Origin of the sequence: Nocardia acidivorans NBRC 108247, assembly GCF_001625085.1 — a bacterium.
GTDB lineage: Bacteria > Actinomycetota > Actinomycetes > Mycobacteriales > Mycobacteriaceae > Nocardia > Nocardia acidivorans.
Genome location: NZ_BDAW01000048.1, coordinates 24,418 through 43,064, shown reverse-complemented (window position 1 = coordinate 43,064; position 18,647 = coordinate 24,418). Strand labels below are relative to the sequence as shown.

Genomic DNA, 18,647 nt, shown 5'->3' with positions numbered 1-18,647 from the left:
CCGGAAAGACCTGGCGTTCGGGCGAACCTAGCGATCCCGGTACAGGATGAAGAAGTATGGATCGCGCAGTCCGCGCATATCCATCACGCCGAGCAGGGTGTCCGCGTCCACCCGCCGGAAGAGATCGATGATCGGCAGGTGGTCGTAGATCATTGCGGCACTGGACTTTCCACGGAACTCCAGATTACGTAGCCGGGCACGCGGAGCCCTGGTCGCCAAGGCCGGGCGCAGGAAACCGAGTGAACGCCGCACCGGGCGCAGCGTGGCGACGGGCACCTTGCCCGCCAGGAACAGCGGCACGCGGCGCGGATCGACCGGGAAGATCCGCCCGTCCGGGGTGCTGAACAGCAGCGGCTGCACCTCATCGGCGCTGTCGAACTGTTTGCCGTACCAACCGGATTCGACCAGTACACCCTGCCAGGGGTGACCGGTGTCGAGTTCGTCCCCGCGCCAGCGTCCGCTGGTCACCTCCTCGACCCGCACCGCGGCCAGTCCATCGAAGAACTGCCATGCCTGCTCCGGGGTGCAGCCCCCGTCCCGCAACTCCGCCAACCGCAGTGTCGCGGCCGCTACCGATTCACCGGCGACCATCCATGGCCTCCTCGCACGAGTGGATGAAAGATTCTTGTTCACACTATCTCAGTGTCGGGGGTCGCACGATGCCCTCAACGCCTTCGGCATGGTTTTAGTCTCATTGACAAAATACTTCACCAAAGGAGTAGCCCTCCGTGTTTTAGTCTTCTAGTCTAAAACGCATGACGGCGGTGCGAGACACAGCGGAGACGATCCGGAAGGCCCACCGGCCGATCCGCGATTGCGCCCCGAACCCGCCGATCTGCTCGGCGAATTCGACGATCTGCTCGATCGGCTCTACGGACAGCGACGCTTCCGGCCCTTCGAGCTCACGAAAGGATAGTGACAGCAATGGGTTACGGAAACTGGGACGACCGCGCCTACGATGCCGCCCGCACCTTCCGCGCCGCCCGCGGCCTCGACGATTTCGGCTACACCGCCGATATGCGCGCACAGCGCATGAATTCGTGGAAGGCGCACCCCTCGCTCGATCCCAAGGGCGTGACCTTCCGGGAATCACGCGATTCCGATGATCACGGGAATTCGCTGCCGATCGCGGTGCTCTTCGATGTCACCGGATCGATGGGGCGGGTGCCGCGCATCATGCAGGAGAAGCTCGGCAAACTGCACGGACTGTTGCAGCGCAAGGGATATGCCGAGGATCCGCAGATCCTGTTCGGCGGCATCGGCGACGCCGACTCCGATCGGGTGCCCCTGCAGGTCGGACAGTTCGAATCCGACAATCGCATGGACGAGCAGCTGCGGCGCATCTTCCTGGAGGGCAACGGCGGCGGACAGAAGTCCGAAAGCTATGAACTGGCCGCGTATTTCATGGCCAGGCACACCGCCACCGACGCCTGGGACAAGCGCGGGCAGAAGGGGTATCTGTTCATCGTCGGCGACGAGTTGAACAAGCCGCGACTGGCCTCGCGGCACATTCGAAATATCATCGGCGACAAGGTGAATCGGGATATCTCGGTGGAATCGGTTTTCCGCGAGCTGGCCGACCGCTGGCATGTGCACTACATCCTGCCCAATCAGTCCAGCTACTACGACGATCCCGAGATCTCGGACTACTGGCGCGGACTGCTCGGCGAACGCTTTCTGCGACTGGACGATCCGGCGGCGGTCTGCGAACTCATCGCGCTGACCATTGGCATCGGGCAGGACCGCATCGATCTCGGCACGGGACTGGCGGATCTGCGCGATATCGGCTCCACCGAGGAGGCCGACTCCGTCGGCAAGGCGCTCGCGCTCATCGGAGCGGCCCGGCGCACACACAGCGTCGGCGCATTGCCCGCACCGACCGGTGACGACGACGTCGATTTCGGAAACTAGAAGGGAGACAGCCATGTTCGGCGATGGCCACCTGATAGTGGTCGACCTCGGGTTCGGCGATGCCGGAAAAGGCGCGACCGTGGATTGGCTCTGCGCACCCGCGAACGGGCTCGAGGTGTCCGCGGTGGTGCGCTTCAACGGCGGCGCGCAGGCGGCGCACAATGTGCTCGCGGGTGGACGGCACCACACGTTCCGGCAGTTCGGGTCCGGCACCCTCTCGCGGGTGCCGACCTTCCTGTCGCGATATATGCTGGTCGAGCCCATCGCGCTCGCCGCCGAAGCCCGGGCGCTGGAACAGCTCGGGGTCGCCGATCCGCTGTCGCTGATCTCCGTGGACGAACGGGCGCTGCTCACCACCCCGATCCACGGGGCCGCCAACCGCTGCCGGGAAGACGCGAGGGGTGCTGCCCGGCACGGTTCGTGCGGTATGGGAATCGGGGAGACCGCGAGTTACGCACTCGCCCACGATGCGCCGCGGGTCGCCGACTGCCTGCGACCGAATACGCTGCGGCGCAAGCTGATCGCGCTCGAGGAGTACTACCGGCCACTGTTGGAGGGCAGCGGACACCGGTATGACTCGATCGATGATCTCGTCGAGGTCTACACCGAATTCGCTCGCGCCGTGGCGATTCTGCCGGGCGATCAACTGGCCGCGTTCGCCGCTGATGGGCGGCTGGTCTTCGAGGGCGCGCAGGGGGTGCTCCTGGACGAATGGCGCGGGCTGCACCCGTACACCACCTGGTCGACGGTGGAGCCGCGCAATGCCCGCGCCATGCTCGCCCGGATCGACGCACCCGGATACGTCCTGGGCGTCACCCGAAGCTATTTCACCAGACATGGGGCCGGACCCTTCCCCACCGAGGACGCCGACCTGTCGATTGTGGAGCGGCACAATGGCACCGGGGAATACCAGGGCGAGTTCCGGCGCGGGCACCTCGACCCGATCCTGCTGCGCTATGCCGTACGGGCCTGCGGCGGCATCGACGGGCTGACCGTCAACCACCTCGACGCCCTCGGCGAAATCCGCACCACCACCGGATATCTCACCACCGACGGCTGCCTGGACCGACTCGACCTCGGCGACTGGCAGGACCTCGACCACCAACAGCGGCTCACCGACCTCCTCGGCGCGGCGATGCCCGTACTGGCGGATCTGCCCACCGATGTGATCGGCTACCTGGAAGCCGAACTCGGCGTACCCGTGGTCCTCACCGCCCACGGCCCCGACCGGTTCGATCGCACGCCCCGCGTCTCACCGGACAACAGGTCCGCGCCCGGCACGCTTCGGGCGACGGGGTGACACCCACCCGTCGGGTGTGCCCCTCGGCTCATCGCCCGAGCCGGCCCGTGATCCGCACACCGGGGCACGACCAGCTCACTTCCAGCATCGCGGAGATGGCCAGCTCACACCGGGTTTCGGCGCACCCACCCCACCCGGCAGCGGCCGATCGCGCGGATCAGGCCCCGACTACGGCATGATTGACCACTTGTGGAGCAACAATCCGCGGTATCCATCGATGTGATCGCCCTACGCTACGGGCGCGAGGATCCCACCGTCACGGTCGGCATCGCGCCCCGGCGCTGGGAGCCCTTCCCGGGGCAACTCGCACTGCCCGGCGTGCTACTCGGGCGCGGGGAACGCCTCGAGGCGGCGGCCCGGCGCGCGGTGCACACCAAACTCGGTGTGCCCGAAGCCGCCATCCGCGCCGTCGGCCAGCTGGTCACCTTCGATGAACCCAATCGCGACCCGCGCGGACCGACGCTGTCCATCGCCATGTGGGCCGTCATCGGCGAACATGAGGGCGATACCGCCGAATGGGTGACCTTCGAGCGCATGCCCGCCCTCGCCTTCGACCACAACCGCATTGTCGACACCGCACGCGGCCTCTTCGCCGAAATGCTCTGGAAGCACCTGGAATTCACCCGCCCCCTGATCGGCGAGGAATTCCCCGCCACCCGCGCCGTCACCCTCACCGCCGCCCTGGAAGGCAGCCGCCCCGATCCGGGCAACCTCAACCGCACCCTCGCCGCCCTCCCCGGTCTGACCCGCACCGGCGAACGCGTACGCGTGAAAGCCACCGGCCGCCCCGCCGCCATCTGGGCCTTCGACGCCCAGCAATCAGCAAGCCGCACCGGCGAATAGCGGCCGTCTGGGGCGGAATAGGCCCTTCGTCCCCTCGACTCAGCGGCCCTCAGCCCCACGACTCAGCCCCACGACTCAGCGGCCCTCGCCGCCCGGCACAGCGGGGCCGTGGGCGACCCGATTCAGCCGCGCCGCGCCTGTCCATCCCGGCGCGCTTTTGGCCCGGATCCACACGATCAGCGCAACAGTTTTGGCTGTGGATCCCGGCCAAAGCATGCCGGGATGACGAGGAGTGGGCCCGCGGCCTCGTCGCCTTCGCCCAGCGGCGGACTCGGTCGGAAGTCGCAATCGGCGGAACGGCGATTTCAGCGGTCGATTTGAAGCCGATTCGAGAATCTCGCTCTCCTACAAGGCGATTCGCCAGGTCATTACCAAGTCTTCCTGTGCGCCTGACGTTTCCACCGGGTGATGGTTTCGACATCCGCACTCACATATTTAGATGCGCATATCGCCGTGTAGGTATGCCTGGGCTGTCAGGCAGCGGTTCCCGACTCGGTCCCTATCGCAGCGAGGTGTACTGGACCGTCAGTCAACTTATGAGGTTTTCGATGCAGGCAATCCTATTGACCACGACCGGTGGGCCCGAAGTGCTGGTGCCGGGCGAGGTTCCCACGCCGCGCCCGCAGGCCGGGCAGGTGCTCGTGCGGAGCGAGGCGATTCCGGTGCTCTACCCCGAGACCATGCTGCGTTCGGGCGCGTTCCCCCTACCGATCGAGAAGCCGTTCGTATTCGGCACCCAGGCCGCCGGGGTGGTGGTCGAGATCGGTGCGGGCGTGGACCCCGGACTGCTCGGGCAGCGGGTGATCGTGGCCAGCGACAGTTTCGGCACCTATGCCGAATTCGTCTGCGCCCCCGCTGAATCCGCGGTGCGCATTCCCGACGCGCTGCCCTCTGTCGAGGCGGCGGCCCTCACCATGAGCGGATCGGTGACGCTGCCGCTGCTCGAAGCGGCCAAGCTCACCGGGACCGAGACCGTGCTGATCGAGGCCGCCGCGACCGGTATCGGCGGCTACCTGACCCAGCTCGCCAAGCAGACCGGTGCGGCGCGCGTCATCGCCACCGCCGGTGGACCCGAAAAGGCCGGTCGCGCACGCGAATTCGGCGCGGATGTGGTGATCGACCATCTCGACCCGCACTGGGTCGACCGGCTGCGCGAAACCCTCGGCGGCGCAACGATAGACGTGGTCTTCGACTCCATCGGTGGCGAATCCGCGCCGGCGCTACTGGATCTCATGACCCCGCTCACCGGCCGCATGCTCAGCTACGGTTTCCTCTCCGGAGCACCGGCTCAGATCACCGCCATGGATCTGATCGTGCGCGGGCTCACCCTCATCGGCTGCTCCGGCCCGGCGTGGCTCGCGGGCGTGTCCGATGCCCGGGGCGCGGCCATGGAGCGCGCGGTATCGGGTGCGCTCACCCCGCTGGTGGATCGGGTGCTCCCCCTGGATCAAGCCGCCCAGGCACATCGGATCCTGGACGACCGCGCCGCCAAGGGAACTATTGTGCTGCAACCCCGCTGACCACGAGCGCGCCGATCGACTCCGCACTCGCCGTATCCGCTGCGGAGCGCCGGCCGCCGCGCCGCCGGGGCGAAATGCGCGGCCCGACACACGCCCCGGCCAAACCTTCCGAATCGGGCGCGCGCGCCGCATAGAGTGCGGAGACGACAGTGGCGCGGCACGGCACCTACCCCGGAAGGCGAGGCTCCATGAGCTCCTCGAATACCGTTCTGATCACCGGCACCTCCTCGGGCATCGGCCTGGCCACCGCCGTGGGCGCGGCCCGCGCGGGCTGGCAGACCGTGGCCACCATGCGCGATGTGGGGCGGGCGGGGGCGCTCATGGACGCGGCCAACGAGGCCGGGGTCGCCGGGCTCATTCGCGTGGAGCCCCTCGATGTCACCGACGCGAATTCGGTCGCCGAATGCGTGAAGAAGGTGGTCGCCGATTACGGGCGGCTGGACGCGGTCATCAACAACGCCGGGGCCGGATTCGTCGGGACCATCGAGCAGACCGGAGTGGAGGCGGTGCGAAATGTCATGGAGGTCAACTACTTCGGTGTGGTCGAGGTGACCCACGCCGCCATGCCGCACCTGCGCGAGGCGGGCGGGCGATTGATCACCGTGACCAGCGTGGGCGGGGTTATCGGGCAGCCGTTCAATGAGGCGTACTGCGCGGCCAAGTTCGCCGTCGAAGGGTTCATGGAGTCACTCGCGCCGGTCGCGGCGACCGTCGGCGTGCGAGTCATGGTGATCGAACCCGGTGCGGTGGCAAGCGAATTCGTGGCCAGTCAGCAGATCGATATACCGGGGCTGCTGGGCGCGGCCGGACCGTACGCCCCGGCACTGCGGCATTACATCGAACGCACCCAGGGCGCGTTCCGCAGCGCGCAGACCTCCGAGGAGGCCGCGGCCGCCATTGTCGCAGCGCTCACCGCGGCGGAGCCGCCGTTCCGGGCGCAGACCTCCTCGTGGGCACGGGGATTCACCTCCACCAAGCTCGCGGATCTGGACGGCGCGGCCGTGCAGATGGTCACCGCGAGCTGGGTGGCGGAACGCCAGCACTGAAATCCGTTCAGCCCCGGCCGATCTCGCGTAGCCGTGGACGAGGGCTTGGGTGCCCTGGCCTGGGTGGCGACCGGTGTAGGTGGCGGAAGCGGCGATGGTGGTGAGCAGGGCGGTGCCGATCGCACCGCCGACCTGCTCAGAGGTGTTGACCATGGCCGAGGCGATCCCCGCGTCCTGCGGCCTGGCACCGAGAATACCCAGGCTGGTGCGGTCAACGCCTACCGGCGGCGCGCCAGGGATGCCAGGATCTGGACCACCGGTTGTGGGTCCTGCGGGCCGAGATGCGGTGCGGCGAGGGTGTGGACATCGAAGACGTTTCCGGGCGTCGCGGCGTCCGCCTCCGCGATCATCCGGTCTTGCAGTGCGAGCGGCAGCATCCGGTCTTGGCTGCACCGGATATAGCTGCGTGGGATCCGTCCCCACGTCGCCGGTTCACCCCGGGCATCACCGACAGTCACGTCCCAAGCCTCATCCGGCTCCATGGCGTTGAGCGCGGTTCGGAACTTGTCGTCGTCGTAGTCGCCGGCCAGCGCGACCTTGGCGGCGGCGAGAAAGACGGGATCGGCTGAGCGCCAGTTCGTTCGGGTCACCCCGGTCTGTTCAGGATCGCCGAGGCTCGGGATCGTCGTCGCCAGTGTCGCGGCCGCTTCGGGCACGGTGAAACACTCGAGCACACTGCGTAGCCGGACACAGCAGAAGGCCGTGAAGTAGACCAGTCGCGCAATCAGATCCGGGATCTCGCCGCCGACCCGGGTGATGGTCGCCCCACCCATGCTGTGGCCCACCAGGACGACCGGTCCGTGCTCCGCGACCTGCCGCACAACGCGCACCACATGCTCGACGTTGTCATCGAGCCGGATCCGCGCCAGTGGCGCGGGCTCGCTCAGCAAAGCCGCGAGATCCTGGGGCGCCTGATAGGACAGCGGAAAATGCGCGGCTGGCCCGTGCCCGGGTAGGTCGACGGCCAGTGCCCGATACCCCGCTGTGGCCAGCGCGGATACCAGCGGAGCGTAGGAGGCCCCATTTCCGTTGGCGCCATGAACGATGACGAACGTCGGCGCGGCAGCTCCGGCGGCGGGCTCGGCTCCGACCGTGCACCCGCTCGCTAATGCGCCGGCGCTCGCGCCCAGTAAGGCCCTACGTGAGAATTCAGGCACGCTCGCCCGCCTGTGCCCGAGTCTTCAACCCGGCAACGATCAACAGGGTGCACCCGAGCACGCCGATCACCCAGTCCGCCCACTCGGGCACGCCGGCCGCACGCAGCACCGCGGCCACGCCGAAGCTGTGTTGCCACAGGGCTTCGGTCAGTGCCGAACCGAACCCCTGCACGAACAGGATCAGACCCGCTATCCACCATCCGGACTGCGCGCGGGCAGCCGTGACCCATTCCGACATAATTCGTCCTCCGATCGGTTCTGATGCAACTGCATCGAAACGGTAGCACTGTTCCGATGCGACTGCATCGGTATGCTCATACGGTGCCGAAACAGGTGGACCACGAGAGCCGACGCCGTCATATCGCGGACGCAGTCTGCGGCCTCATCGGCAGAGCCGGCATCGAGGCGGCCACCCTGCGCCAGGTGGCCGCGGAGGCGGGCGTCTCGATGGGTGCCGTCCAGCGGTGTTTCAACACTCGCCAGCAGATGCTGATATTCGCCCAAGACCATGTGAATCGCCGCGTGACCGAGCGGGCACAGGAACGCATCGCGGCCTCGGCCGACCCGGAGTCAGTCGTCACTATGCTGGAGCAGACACTGCGAGCCATGCTTGTCGTCGACGATCCGGAACTGGTCGATGCGCGCGTCTGGGTCGCGTTCAGCGCGCAAGCTGCCGTGGACCCGGTAATAGCGGCCGCGCAGCGCGCACAGCAACGCGGACTGGCCGAACTCCTCGAACTCCTGGTGCGGGTTGGTCAGGACAGTGGCCGCATCCGCCCGGAAATAGTGCCCGCGCACGCCGCCGAAGAACTCATCGCCCTCACCGATGGCTTAACCCTGCATGTCCTCATCGGGCATCACACCCCCGAATCAGCCTCGACGATCCTGCGCCGGCGCACGGCAGGACTCTGGACGTGCACGCCGCCCGTTCCCGCTGATCACCCGAAACGCTAAGCGCTGAATGCACCGCAATTTTCCGCGCACCGCGCTGAACGAACAGGCCGCAGCCGGCTGGCCGAGATCGGTTGCGGTCCACATACATCCGCTGCTGCCGACGGCTCGGCCGTTCCCATCGCGCGATCAGCGGCCGAGCTGTCCAAGACGCTCCAGGACCGGGACGTGGACCTGGTGGTACTCGACCAGGGCATCGATACCTCCACCGCCGTAGGGCGCATGTTCTTCCAAATCCTCGGTGCGATAGCCGAATTCGAGCACGCTCTGATGTCCGGGCGCACCCGCGACGGGCTGGCCGCCGCCCGCGCTCGCGGACGCACCAGCGGCCAGAAACCCAAACTCGGGCGCCGGCAAGTCGAGCTCGCACGGCCGATGTACGACGAAATCGACGAGCGCGGCAAGCGGCGCTGCACCGTAAGCCAGATCGCCGCTGAGTTCGGCGTCACCCGCCCCACTATCAATCGGCACCTCGACACGAACTCATAGCCTCAGCGCACAGCCGACCAGGCGCTCCACGAACTTCGTCGGATCGTCACCTACTCCAGGACTCCGACGTAACCGTTGGTCAGGCCATTGTCGTTGTTTTTCGCACGATCCGGGATCGCTCAACCCTCAACCTCGAATCTCCCTGAGCGCGACGCCACTTTGCGGCTGGGGCCGGCTTCGGGATTCCGGGGCCTCATCGGATTGGCCGTCGACGCGCGCCAGCACCCGCAAGCTCGCGTTGGATGCGAGAACGACGTAGTTCGCGGGGTGTGTGGGTCCCGGCTGAAAGCATGCCGGGAACGGGGAAGATCTAGCCGGTGATTTCCCACTCGTAGACGGTGAGTTCCGACGCGCCGGTGGTGTGGATGGGGTCGGTGTGGATCAGATCCCAGGCGGCGTCGAGGCTTTCGGCCAGAATCACGTAGGCCCCGCCGCTGTTGTCGGTGAATTTCCCGGTCTCGACCAACTGTCCGCGCGAGCGGACGCCGTCGAGCCAATCCTTGTGCGGCTGCGCCACACTCGGATCGAAGCGCGGGGTGCGCATTGCCAGCACCAAGTACTTGCGCACCCTGCGCTCCCTACCTATTTGTCTTCGCCGCGCGGCGCGCGCGTCGCCGCCGCGGCCGCCCGGACCTGCGGCGCGAGTTGCACCACCTGGCCGAGCACACCGTTGATGAACGAGGGGGAATCATCGGTGGAGAGCTCCTTGGCGAGCTCGACCGCCTCATCCACCGCCACCACGGGCGGAACATCATTGGCGTGGAACAACTCCCACACCGCGACCCGCAGAATCGCGCGGTCCACGGCGGGCAGCCGGGACAGCGCCCAATCCTGCAGATACGACTCGATGGTGCCGTCCACGCGGTCCAGATCGTCGGCGACGCCTTCGACCAGGACACGGGTGTACGGATTCACCGGGGCCACCGAATCGTCGCTCACCGAGAGCGAAACGCGGTCCGACAGCAGATCCGCGGGGTCGATATCGCGGGCCTCTGCCTCGAAGAGCAGATCCACCGCACGCCGGCGCGCCTTATGCCGGGCGCCGAGCTTCTTGAAACCTGCGGACTTCTTGTCCGGGGGCTGGTTGGCCACGGTCACCATTATCCGCGCGTCAGGAGTTGACGCGGCTGATGTAGGAACCGTCGCGGGTATCCACGCGCAGCTTGTCACCCTGGTTGATGAACAGCGGCACCTGGATCTCGGCGCCGGTCTCCACGGTGGCGGGCTTGGTGCCCGCGCTGGAGCGGTCGCCCTGCAGGCCCGGCTCGGTGTGGGTGACGATGACGTCGATGGCGACGGGAAGCTCGACGAAGAGCGCCTCGCCCTCGTGCATGGCGATCTGCACCTGCATGTTCTCCAACAGGAAGCCGGCGTTCTTGCCGATGATGGCTTCCTGCAGGTGAATCTGGTCGTAGGTCTCGCCGTCCATGAAGATGAAGTCCGAGCCGTCGTGGTACAGGTAGGTCATATCGCGACGGTCGACGGTCGCGGTCTCCACCTTGACGCCGGCGTTGAAGGTCTTGTCGACAACCTTGCCCGAGACCACGTTCTTCAGCTTGGTGCGCACGAAGGCGGGACCCTTACCCGGCTTGACATGCTGGAACTCGACGATCTGCTGCAGCTGATTGTCGATCTTCAGCACGAGGCCGTTCTTGAAGTCACTGGTGTCCGCCACTGTCCTGCGATCTCCTGTTTGTCGGTCGACCGGCGTCAGTCGACGACGGTCAGGTCTTTGCTGGTGCGGGTGAGCAGTTCCGGGCCCCCCTGGCGAACCACGAGCGTATCCTCGATCCGGACTCCGCCGCGGCCGGGGAAATACACACCTGGCTCGACGGTCACCGCCACGCCATCGAGAAGTGTACCCGTGCCGGTTTTGGCGATTCCGGGCGCTTCATGGATCTGCAGGCCGACCCCGTGCCCGAGGCCGTGCACGAAGAGTTCGCCGTAGCCCGCGGCTTCGATCACCGAGCGCGAGGCCGCGTCCACCGCGCGGGTCGACGCACCGGGGGCCAGGGCTTCGCGGCCCGCCCGCTGCGCGGCGTGGACCAGGTCGTACACCTCGCGCTGCCAGTCCGAGGGCTGACCCAGCACGAAGGTGCGGGTCATATCGGAGTGGTAGCCGCCGACCAGTGCGCCGAAGTCGAGCTTCACGAAATCGCCCTGTGCCAGTACGGCCTCGGTCGGACGGTGGTGCGGGACCGCCGAATTCGCGCCCGCGGCCACGATGGTCTCGAAGGCGACGGCGTCCGCGCCGTGCTCGAACATGAGCCATTCCAGATCGCGCGCCACCTGGCGTTCGGTGCGGCCGGGGCGCAGGCCACCCCGTTCGAGCAGCGCGGCCAAGGCGATATCGGCGGCATCGCAGGCGGCTTGCAGTCGGCCGACCTCGAAATCGTCCTTCACCATGCGCAATTGCTCGACCAGACCGGAGACCGGGACCAGATCCAGGCCGGTGGCCTGGGATTGGAAGGCACGATGCTGTTCGACGGTGACGATATGGCTCTCGAAGCCGACCCGGCCGGTCTGCCACTCCCCCGCTATCTCGAGGACGCGGCGGGCGCTGGCGCGATTGATCTCCGCGCGCAGATCCGGGACCTGCTCGCCGACCTGGGTGATGTAGCGGCCGTCGGTGCAGATGACGGTGCGGTCCTCATCGCTGCCCCAGGCGTAGACCAGCAGTGCGGCATTGGAGCCGGTGAAGCCGGTGAGATAGCGAATATTGATCAGATCCGTGACCAGTAGCGCGTCGACGCGGTTCTCCACGAGCAGGTTCCGCAGGCTGGCCCGGCGCAGCGCGTAATCGGGGCGCGCGCCCGGATCGGGATCAACAGACATGTGTCCACGCTACCGTCGACACGCCGCAACACCGACACGCAACGCGTATATCGGCGGGTGCGGGTGGAAGCCTGGCTGTTCACATGTCAGGTGGTTCTCCACATTTCGTGATTCCGGGGACCGCGCGCGGCGTCGGCGCGGCAGGCTCGAAGCTATGCAATCACCGGCTCTGATCGCCCTGACGCTCTGGTGCGCGCTGCTGAGCTACTTCGATCTGCGCGCCCATCGACTGCCGAACACACTGACACTGGCCGGGGCCGCGGTGGTACTCGGCTACGGATTCGCCACCGGCCGTGGCGCGATCGCGGTGTTCGGGGCGCTACTCCTGGCCATTCCCTATCTCCTGGTTCATCTCTGCGCGCCCGATGCGCTCGGGGCCGGTGATGTGAAACTCGCCATCGGGCTCGGGGCGGCCACCGCACTGGGCGGCGCGCAGACCTGGGTGTGGGCGGCCCTTGCCGCACCCGTTCTGACCGCGCTCGCGGGGGTCGGCACACTCCTCGCATACGCCCTGATGCCTACGGCCGGCGCGCCTCGCGTAGTTGTCTCGCCCACAATGAAGCTCACCATGAAGCTATTGCCGCCGAGGGCGAGTCGGTCGGCGGGCGTGGCGCCGCTACCGCCGGTGGAAGCGCCGCGATCCGATCTCGCCGGTGTGTCGCGACCATGGGATTCACGCAGGCCGGGGCCACCGATCCGCGGTGTGGCGACCGGCTCGCTCGGCACCCTCGCGCACGGTCCGGCGATGTGCGCGGCGAGTGTGGTCGCGCTGGTTGCCGCGCGGTGAGAGCCGGGCTGCGCGGACCGCGTGTCCGGGCAGCCGCATTGACATGGAAAGATGTAACCCGTGTTGCGCTGGATAACTGCCGGAGAATCCCATGGCCCTGCTCTCGTCACGATCCTCGAGGGGATGGTGGCCGGTGTCGAGGTGAGTTCTGCCGATGTTGCCGCGCAATTGGCGCGGCGCCGCCTGGGCTACGGGCGCGGTGCCCGAATGAAGTTCGAGGCCGATGTGGTCACCCTGGTCGGCGGCGTCCGCCACGGCCGCACCATGGGTGGACCGGTCGCCATCGAGGTCGCCAATTCCGAGTGGCCCAAGTGGACCCAGGTCATGTCGGCCGATCCGGTCGACGAGTCGGAACTCGCCGAATTGGCGCGCAACGCACCGCTCACCCGCCCGCGCCCCGGGCACGCCGATTACTCCGGCATGCTCAAGTACGGCTTCGACGATGCGCGCAATGTGCTCGAGCGGGCCAGCGCCCGGGAGACCGCGGCGCGCGTCGCGGCGGGCACCGTCGCCAAGAACTTCCTCGAGCAGGCGCTGGGTGTCGAGGTCATCTCGCACGTGGTGTCCATCGGCACCGCGGCCAACACCACCGGTTTCGTACCCTCCGCCGCCGATCTCGAGGCCATCGACGCCAGCCCGGTGCGATCCTTCGACAAGGACGCCGAGGCCGCCATGATCGCCGAGATCGAGGCCGCCAAGAAGGACGGCGACACCCTCGGCGGTGTGGTCGAGGTCGTCATCGGTGGGCTGCCCGTCGGCCTGGGCTCGTTCACCTCCGGTGAGGCGCGCCTGGATTCGCGACTCGCCGCCGCACTCATGGGAATTCAGGCCATCAAGGGTGTCGAGGTGGGCGACGGGTTCGAGACCGCGCGCCGGCGCGGCAGCCAGGCGCACGATGAGATGAAGCCGGGCCCCGATGGCGTGCTGCGCTCGACCAACCGCGCGGGTGGTCTCGAAGGCGGTATGACCAATGGTGAGGCACTGCGCGTACGCGCCGCTATGAAGCCCATTTCGACTGTGCCGCGCGCGCTTTCGACCGTGGATATGTCCACCGGGGACGAGGCCGTCGCGATTCACCAGCGCTCGGATGTGTGCGCGGTGCCCGCGGCCGGTGTGGTGGCCGAGGCCATGGTGGCGCTCGTGGTCGCGCAGGCGGTGCTGGAGAAGTTCGGCGGTGATTCGCTGAACGAGACCGTCGACAACATCACCAGCTATGTGAAGCGAATCAACGCGCGCCCGCACGTTCCCTCGGGCAACGCGCCGCTGGAGGCGTAGGTGAGCGACACTTGCGCAGCCGCGCTCACCGGAGCCCACCGGGTGCGGGTGTCCCGCAAAAGACAGTGACCGGTGCAGCCGACCAGCCGCTGAGTGTGGTGCTGGTCGGTCCGCCCGGCGCGGGCAAGTCGACGATCGGCCGCAAACTCGCCCGCGAACTCGGCGTGGACCTCTACGACACCGATGCCGGGATCGAGGAGCAGACCGGGCGCACCATTCCGGAGATTTTCGCCCGGGACGGCGAACCCGAATTCCGGCGTATCGAAGAGCAGGTGGTGCGCGACGCCGTGCTGGCCGGGCACGGCATCATCTCGCTCGGCGGTGGTTCGGTGCTGTCCGCCGCCACCCGCGAACTGCTGCGCGGGCGCACCGTGGTCTACCTGGAAATCAGTGTGGGCGAAGGACTCCGCCGCACCGGCGCGAGCACCAATCGCCCCCTGCTGAACGGTACCGACCCGGCGGCCAAATACCGCGAACTCATGAAGATTCGCCGCCCCCTCTACCGCGAGGTGGCATCGGTCCGCGTCCGCACCGACGGCCGCAGTCCGGGCCGGGTGGTCCGCATGATCCTGGGCAAACTCGGCCTGGAGTCGACTCTCCCCGAAGAGACCATCACCACCGAAGTGCCGGTGGTCGCCGTCGATCCGGGCGACTCCACCCGCTCGCGTTCCCGCCGTCGCAGACGGCGCGGCCGGGGCCGGGGTGACACCGCGTCCGCGACCCAGCCGAATGCCGCCGTCCCCGAGACGAATTCCACGAACATCACCCAGACTGCCGACAGCGCGTCCGAAACCTCGGACGGCACCGACGATTCCACGAAGTCGGCACGACGCGGCCGCCGTTCCCGACGGCGTAGTAGCCGCGCCGCCGGTCCCGCGAGCGTGGCGGCCGAGAGCGGGAACGCGTCCGGCGCGACCCCGCGAACAGGTGAGCCTGCCGGAATCGTCGCCGAAACCGGTTCGGCCACAACGACAGCCGCCACCGGAACAGCGGCCCGAACCGGGGGCAACGCGCCCACCGCAGCCGAGCGATCGGGAACCCCGCCCGGGACCGGAGCGAGCACCGCCGCAGCGCGCGAGGTAGCCGACACCGACGGTGGCACGGTCGCGACGAATACGGCCCCCTCGGGTGGGGGCGTGCCCTCGCGATCGCGGCGGGGCCGTCGCCGCGGCGGCGCGGCCCGATCTCGCGGTGGTGCGGAGACGCGGTCGCGCCGTGATGAGATGACCGCCGAGTCGCAGCGCGCCGCGGCAGCCCAGGCCACCGGCGCGGCGACATCCGGTCCCGGCGCGGCGGATGCGGCGACCGGGGAGGCGAGCTCTGCTGCCGGCGGGATGAATTCCCCCGGCGAGAGGCAGGATTCGGTGGCCGGGGAGCCGGGAGCGGGGCGTTCGCGGCGGGCGCGGGCCCGGCGGGCCAGGGCACGGGCGCGCGGCGGGAACGGAACTGAACAGATCGTACGAGAAGAATCGGAGCAGCCACTATGAGCGAGCCGACCCGCATCGAGGTCCGCACCGCCGATCCGTACCCGGTGATCATCGGGCGCGGTCTGCTCGGCGAACTGGTCGATGAGGTCACCGGGCGCAATGGTGTGCGCACGGTCGCGATCTTCCATCAGCCGCCGCTCGCGGAGACGGCCGAGGTGGTGCGGAAGGCGCTGGCGGACAAGGGAATCGACGCGCATCGCATCGAGATCCCGGACGCCGAGGACGGTAAGGATCTGGCCGTGGCCGGATTCTGCTGGGAGGTGCTCGGCCGCATCGGGCTGACCCGCAAGGATGTGATCATCAGCCTCGGCGGTGGCGCCGCCACCGATCTGGCCGGATTCGTCGCCGCCACCTGGATGCGCGGTGTGAGCATCGTGCACGTGCCGACCACCCTGCTGGCCATGGTCGACGCCGCCGTCGGCGGTAAGACCGGGATCAATACCGAGGCCGGTAAGAATCTGGTCGGCTCGTTCCACGAACCCGCCGCGGTACTGGTCGACCTCGCGACGCTCGAGACGGTGCCGCGCAATGAGATCGTCGCGGGCATGGCCGAGATCATCAAGGCCGGTTTCATCGCCGATCCGGTGATCCTGGACCTCATCGAACGCGATCCGCAGGCCGCCCTCGACCCGACCGGTGAGGTGCTGCCCGAACTCATCCGGCGCGCGGTGCAGGTCAAGGCCGATGTGGTCGCCGCCGATCTCAAGGAATCGGATCTGCGCGAGATCCTCAACTACGGCCACACCCTGGGCCATGCCATCGAGCGCCGCGAGCGCTACCGCTGGCGGCACGGCGCGGCGGTCTCGGTCGGCCTGGTCTTCGCCGCGGAGCTCGGCCGCCTGGCCGGTCGTCTCGACGATGCCACCGCCGAGCGGCACGCCCGCGTCCTGGCCAGCGTCGGCCTGCCCACCACCTACGATGCCGATGCGCTGCCGCAGCTGCTGGACACCATGCAGACCGATAAGAAGACCCGCTCGGGTGTGCTGCGCTTCGTGGTCCTGGACGGCCTGGCCAAGCCGGGTCGACTGGAAGGTCCGGACCCGTCGCTACTGGCCGCGGCCTACTCGGCGATTGCCCGCGAGGCCACGCCCGGCGGCGCGATCCTGCTGTAGCACAACATATTCCGTGAGAATGCCCGCCGTCGATCCTGGACGGCGGGCATTCTCGGTCCGGTCGATCCCGTTCGGCGACGCGGCCGGGAATTCGGGCGTTATATGAAAACCGCGCGCCGCCACGGATTCCGTGGCAGCGCGCGGTGACAGCTGTTGACGCCTCAGACCCCGGCGGATTCCTTCCGCAGCGACAGCGGCGCATCCGGCGCGGAGCCGCCCTTCCTACCCTCGCGCCCGACCAGCCAGCGGCCCAGCGCCACACCGATCATGGCCGGAACGAAGATGAGCAGGATGATGAAGGACGCACCCGAGGTGATCTCGAAGAACAGTCCATTGTCACCGAGGTCGAACTTCGGCAGGAAGTCCAGGATCCAGGCGACCAGGCCCGCGCCGAGCCCACCGGCCAGACCCGCCTCGAGCCAGCGCATGGTCAGATCGGCCCCGTGCTCGGGATCGGCATTGGCGCGCCGATCGGCGCGGCCGTCCAGTACACCCCAGGCGATCACGGCCGCCAGCAGGACGATCAGGCACAAGATCCGCATCCACGAGCCATTGGTCGGCCAGTACACCATCGCGAAGCCGAGCACGGTCCGCAGCACAATGGTCAGCGCTCCCAAACCTACGGCGCGCAACACCCACGCATTCATGATGATCACCTTAACCTGCGAAACCGCCGAGCCGAACTGAAACCCGTTCTAGAAGCGTAGCCAATTCGGGAATCGGAACGCACCCGGCACCCGTGACCGGGCCGCGCCGACTCCGCACGCTGATAGAAATGCAGGGTGAGCATCGAAGCCGTCGCCCTGTTGCAGGATCCGATCCGCAGGCGGCTGTACGAGTACGTCGCCGCCGCGGACCACGATGTGAGCAGGGATGAAGCCGCCGAGGCCGCGGAGATCAAGCGCCCGCTGGCGGCATTCCATTTGGACAAGCTCGCCGAGGCGGGGCTGCTCGACGCGGTGTTCCGGCGGCCCGAGGGCAAGTCCGGGCCGGGGTCGGGGCGGCCCGCGAAGTTCTATCGGCGCGCCGACGCGGAGTTCGCGGTCAGTCTGCCCGCGCGCGACTATCGCACCGCCGCAGCGATTCTGGCGGAGGTGCTGGAGCATGCCGGATTCGAGCAGGCGATCGAGAAAGCCGCCGAGCGGCACGGACCGGCGCTGCGGGATCGCGATGTGCTCGAGGCATTGCGCGAGCGCGGGTACGAGCCATATCTGGACGGTGCGGTGATTCGCCTGCGCAACTGCCCTTTTCACCGGCTCGCGGTGGATTTCCCGCCGCTGGTGTGCGGAATGAACCTGGCAATGCTGGAAGGTCCCGCGGCGGAGGCGGGTTGGGTCGCGAGGATGGATCCCGCGCCGGGGCGATGCTGCGTCAGCCTTTCTAAAACAAGCACTGATTAGTTATAGTCCAGGCATGCACCTCGCACTCTTCAATATCGGGCGCATGGTCGCCCCCAAGGGCGATCCGCGCGTGGCCGAGTTCTACGCCGAACTCGATCGCATCAATGCCATCGCCGACGACTCCCCCGGCTTCGTCTGGCGACTGGTCGACGAGGATTCCAACGACGCGACCTCGGTGCGCCCATACGAGAATGATCCGGACATGCTGGTGAACCTCAGCGTCTGGGAATCGCGCGAGTCGATGTTCAACTACGTGTACCGCAGCCCGCATATGGATTTCCTGCGGCGGCGACGGGAGTGGTTCATCCCGATCAAGGAGGCCATCACCGTGCTGTGGTGGGTGCCGATCGGTGCGACGCCGTCGCTGGCGGAGGCCATCGACCGACTCGATCACCTGCGGGCGCACGGGCCGACGGCGCACGCGTTCACGTTCCGGAACGCGTTCGAGCCGCAGCCGACCGGTTAGCGGGGTGCGGATCCCGGCCGAAAACATGCCGGGATGACGGGGGCGAGGCAGTCCGCGGTGACGGGCTG

Annotated in this window: 20 protein-coding genes and 1 pseudogene; 13 read left to right on the top strand and 8 right to left on the bottom strand. The window is 67.8% G+C overall.

Annotated elements, in window-relative coordinates:
- Nucleotides 1-27 precede the first annotated feature (27 nt).
- Nucleotides 28-591, bottom strand: coding sequence for a DUF4334 domain-containing protein (locus NA10_RS24365; protein ID WP_067571862.1), 564 nt, complete (start codon nt 589-591; stop codon nt 28-30).
- Nucleotides 592-924: 333 nt separating this feature from the next.
- Here NA10_RS24365 and NA10_RS24360 point away from each other — a divergent pair, with 333 nt between their 5' ends.
- The 5 genes from NA10_RS24360 (at nt 925) to NA10_RS24340 (ending at nt 6,620) form a co-directional block, all read left to right on the top strand.
- On the top strand, nt 925-1,911 hold the full coding sequence (locus NA10_RS24360; protein ID WP_067571860.1) for a hypothetical protein: 987 nt from the start codon (nt 925-927) through the stop codon (nt 1,909-1,911).
- Nucleotides 1,912-1,924: 13 nt separating this feature from the next.
- Entirely contained in the window at nt 1,925-3,211 is a 1,287-nt protein-coding gene (locus tag NA10_RS24355; protein ID WP_067571858.1) for an adenylosuccinate synthetase, read from the top strand.
- Between the two features lie 189 nt (nt 3,212-3,400).
- Nucleotides 3,401-4,054: an NUDIX hydrolase gene (locus NA10_RS24350; protein WP_067571856.1), complete on the top strand. Its 654-nt coding sequence runs from the start codon at nt 3,401-3,403 to the stop codon at nt 4,052-4,054.
- A gap of 548 nt (nt 4,055-4,602) precedes the next feature.
- A complete protein-coding gene (locus NA10_RS24345; protein ID WP_067571914.1) occupies nt 4,603-5,574 on the top strand; it encodes a quinone oxidoreductase family protein in 972 nt (323 codons plus the stop codon).
- Between the two features lie 188 nt (nt 5,575-5,762).
- Nucleotides 5,763-6,620, top strand: coding sequence for an SDR family oxidoreductase (locus NA10_RS24340; protein WP_067571854.1), 858 nt, complete (start codon nt 5,763-5,765; stop codon nt 6,618-6,620).
- A 218-nt stretch (nt 6,621-6,838) separates the two neighbouring features.
- On the opposite strand, the gene NA10_RS24335 is transcribed toward NA10_RS24340, so the two are convergent.
- Both NA10_RS24335 and NA10_RS24330 read right to left on the bottom strand, forming a co-directional pair.
- Nucleotides 6,839-7,777, bottom strand: a complete 939-nt coding sequence (locus NA10_RS24335; protein WP_067571852.1) for an alpha/beta hydrolase — start codon at nt 7,775-7,777, stop codon at nt 6,839-6,841.
- Nucleotides 7,770-8,015: a hypothetical protein gene (locus NA10_RS24330; RefSeq protein ID WP_067571850.1), complete on the bottom strand. Its 246-nt coding sequence runs from the start codon at nt 8,013-8,015 to the stop codon at nt 7,770-7,772. Before NA10_RS24330 ends, NA10_RS24335 begins: the two co-directional genes overlap by 8 nt.
- Before the next feature lie 83 nt (nt 8,016-8,098).
- On the opposite strand from NA10_RS24330, the gene NA10_RS24325 reads away from it, so the two are divergent.
- Nucleotides 8,099-8,731: a TetR/AcrR family transcriptional regulator gene (locus NA10_RS24325; protein WP_067571913.1), complete on the top strand. Its 633-nt coding sequence runs from the start codon at nt 8,099-8,101 to the stop codon at nt 8,729-8,731.
- Nucleotides 8,732-8,734: 3 nt separating this feature from the next.
- Complete coding sequence (locus NA10_RS24320) at nt 8,735-9,217, top strand: recombinase family protein (protein WP_084515189.1); 483 nt, start codon at nt 8,735-8,737, stop codon at nt 9,215-9,217.
- Nucleotides 9,218-9,527: 310 nt separating this feature from the next.
- Here NA10_RS24320 and NA10_RS24315 read toward each other — a convergent pair whose 3' ends face one another.
- From NA10_RS24315 to NA10_RS24300, 4 genes are read right to left on the bottom strand one after another with little or no spacing between them, the layout of a single operon-like run.
- Nucleotides 9,528-9,785: a YciI family protein gene (locus NA10_RS24315; protein ID WP_218021571.1), complete on the bottom strand. Its 258-nt coding sequence runs from the start codon at nt 9,783-9,785 to the stop codon at nt 9,528-9,530.
- Between the two features lie 14 nt (nt 9,786-9,799).
- Entirely contained in the window at nt 9,800-10,309 is a 510-nt protein-coding gene (nusB, locus tag NA10_RS24310) for a transcription antitermination factor NusB (RefSeq protein ID WP_084515199.1), read from the bottom strand.
- 19 nt (nt 10,310-10,328) lie between these two features.
- A complete protein-coding gene (gene efp / locus NA10_RS24305; protein WP_067571846.1) occupies nt 10,329-10,892 on the bottom strand; it encodes an elongation factor P in 564 nt (187 codons plus the stop codon).
- Nucleotides 10,893-10,927: 35 nt separating this feature from the next.
- Nucleotides 10,928-12,052 (bottom strand): M24 family metallopeptidase, encoded by a 1,125-nt coding sequence (locus NA10_RS24300; RefSeq protein ID WP_067571844.1) that lies wholly within the window; start codon nt 12,050-12,052, stop codon nt 10,928-10,930.
- A 154-nt stretch (nt 12,053-12,206) separates the two neighbouring features.
- Between NA10_RS24300 and NA10_RS24295 the strand changes: the two genes are divergently transcribed.
- The 4 genes and pseudogenes from NA10_RS24295 to aroB all read left to right on the top strand — a co-directional run bounded on the left by NA10_RS24295 (nt 12,207) and on the right by aroB (nt 16,713).
- Nucleotides 12,207-12,839, top strand: coding sequence for a prepilin peptidase (locus NA10_RS24295; RefSeq protein ID WP_067571842.1), 633 nt, complete (start codon nt 12,207-12,209; stop codon nt 12,837-12,839).
- Nucleotides 12,840-12,899: 60 nt separating this feature from the next.
- A complete protein-coding gene (aroC, locus tag NA10_RS24290; protein WP_067571840.1) occupies nt 12,900-14,114 on the top strand; it encodes a chorismate synthase in 1,215 nt (404 codons plus the stop codon).
- Between the two features lie 89 nt (nt 14,115-14,203).
- Nucleotides 14,204-14,695 (top strand): annotated as a pseudogene (locus NA10_RS37665) (shikimate kinase); the annotation flags it as partial.
- A 902-nt stretch (nt 14,696-15,597) separates the two neighbouring features.
- Nucleotides 15,598-16,713, top strand: a complete 1,116-nt coding sequence (aroB, locus tag NA10_RS24280; RefSeq protein ID WP_067571838.1) for a 3-dehydroquinate synthase — start codon at nt 15,598-15,600, stop codon at nt 16,711-16,713.
- A 161-nt stretch (nt 16,714-16,874) separates the two neighbouring features.
- Here the strand turns inward: aroB and NA10_RS24275 are convergent, their stop codons facing one another.
- The gene (locus NA10_RS24275; RefSeq protein ID WP_169812635.1) at nt 16,875-17,360 is read right to left on the bottom strand and encodes a B-4DMT family transporter; all 486 of its coding nucleotides are present in this window, start codon (nt 17,358-17,360) and stop codon (nt 16,875-16,877) included.
- Nucleotides 17,361-17,495: 135 nt separating this feature from the next.
- On the opposite strand from NA10_RS24275, the gene NA10_RS24270 reads away from it, so the two are divergent.
- Entirely contained in the window at nt 17,496-18,113 is a 618-nt protein-coding gene (locus NA10_RS24270) for a helix-turn-helix transcriptional regulator (protein WP_067571834.1), read from the top strand.
- A 13-nt stretch (nt 18,114-18,126) separates the two neighbouring features.
- Complete coding sequence (locus NA10_RS24265; RefSeq protein WP_067571832.1) at nt 18,127-18,579, top strand: DUF3291 domain-containing protein; 453 nt, start codon at nt 18,127-18,129, stop codon at nt 18,577-18,579.
- Nucleotides 18,580-18,647: the final 68 nt, after the last annotated feature.

Excerpts from the sequence above, each read along its gene's own strand:
- NA10_RS24365 (WP_067571862.1), bottom strand. The coding sequence starts at position 591 with ATGGTCGCCGGTGAATCGGTAGCGGCCGCGACACTGCGGTTGGCGGAG.
- NA10_RS24340 (WP_067571854.1), top strand. The coding sequence starts at position 5,763 with ATGAGCTCCTCGAATACCGTTCTGATCACCGGCACCTCCTCGGGCATC.
- NA10_RS24355 (WP_067571858.1), top strand. The coding sequence starts at position 1,925 with ATGTTCGGCGATGGCCACCTGATAGTGGTCGACCTCGGGTTCGGCGAT.
- NA10_RS24345 (WP_067571914.1), top strand. The coding sequence starts at position 4,603 with ATGCAGGCAATCCTATTGACCACGACCGGTGGGCCCGAAGTGCTGGTG.
- NA10_RS24330 (WP_067571850.1), bottom strand. The coding sequence starts at position 8,015 with ATGTCGGAATGGGTCACGGCTGCCCGCGCGCAGTCCGGATGGTGGATA.
- NA10_RS24275 (WP_169812635.1), bottom strand. The coding sequence starts at position 17,360 with ATGAATGCGTGGGTGTTGCGCGCCGTAGGTTTGGGAGCGCTGACCATT.
- NA10_RS24300 (WP_067571844.1), bottom strand. The coding sequence starts at position 12,052 with ATGTCTGTTGATCCCGATCCGGGCGCGCGCCCCGATTACGCGCTGCGC.
- NA10_RS24265 (WP_067571832.1), top strand. The coding sequence starts at position 18,127 with ATGCACCTCGCACTCTTCAATATCGGGCGCATGGTCGCCCCCAAGGGC.
- aroB (WP_067571838.1), top strand. The coding sequence starts at position 15,598 with ATGAGCGAGCCGACCCGCATCGAGGTCCGCACCGCCGATCCGTACCCG.
- NA10_RS24360 (WP_067571860.1), top strand. The coding sequence starts at position 925 with ATGGGTTACGGAAACTGGGACGACCGCGCCTACGATGCCGCCCGCACC.
- NA10_RS24295 (WP_067571842.1), top strand. The coding sequence starts at position 12,207 with ATGCAATCACCGGCTCTGATCGCCCTGACGCTCTGGTGCGCGCTGCTG.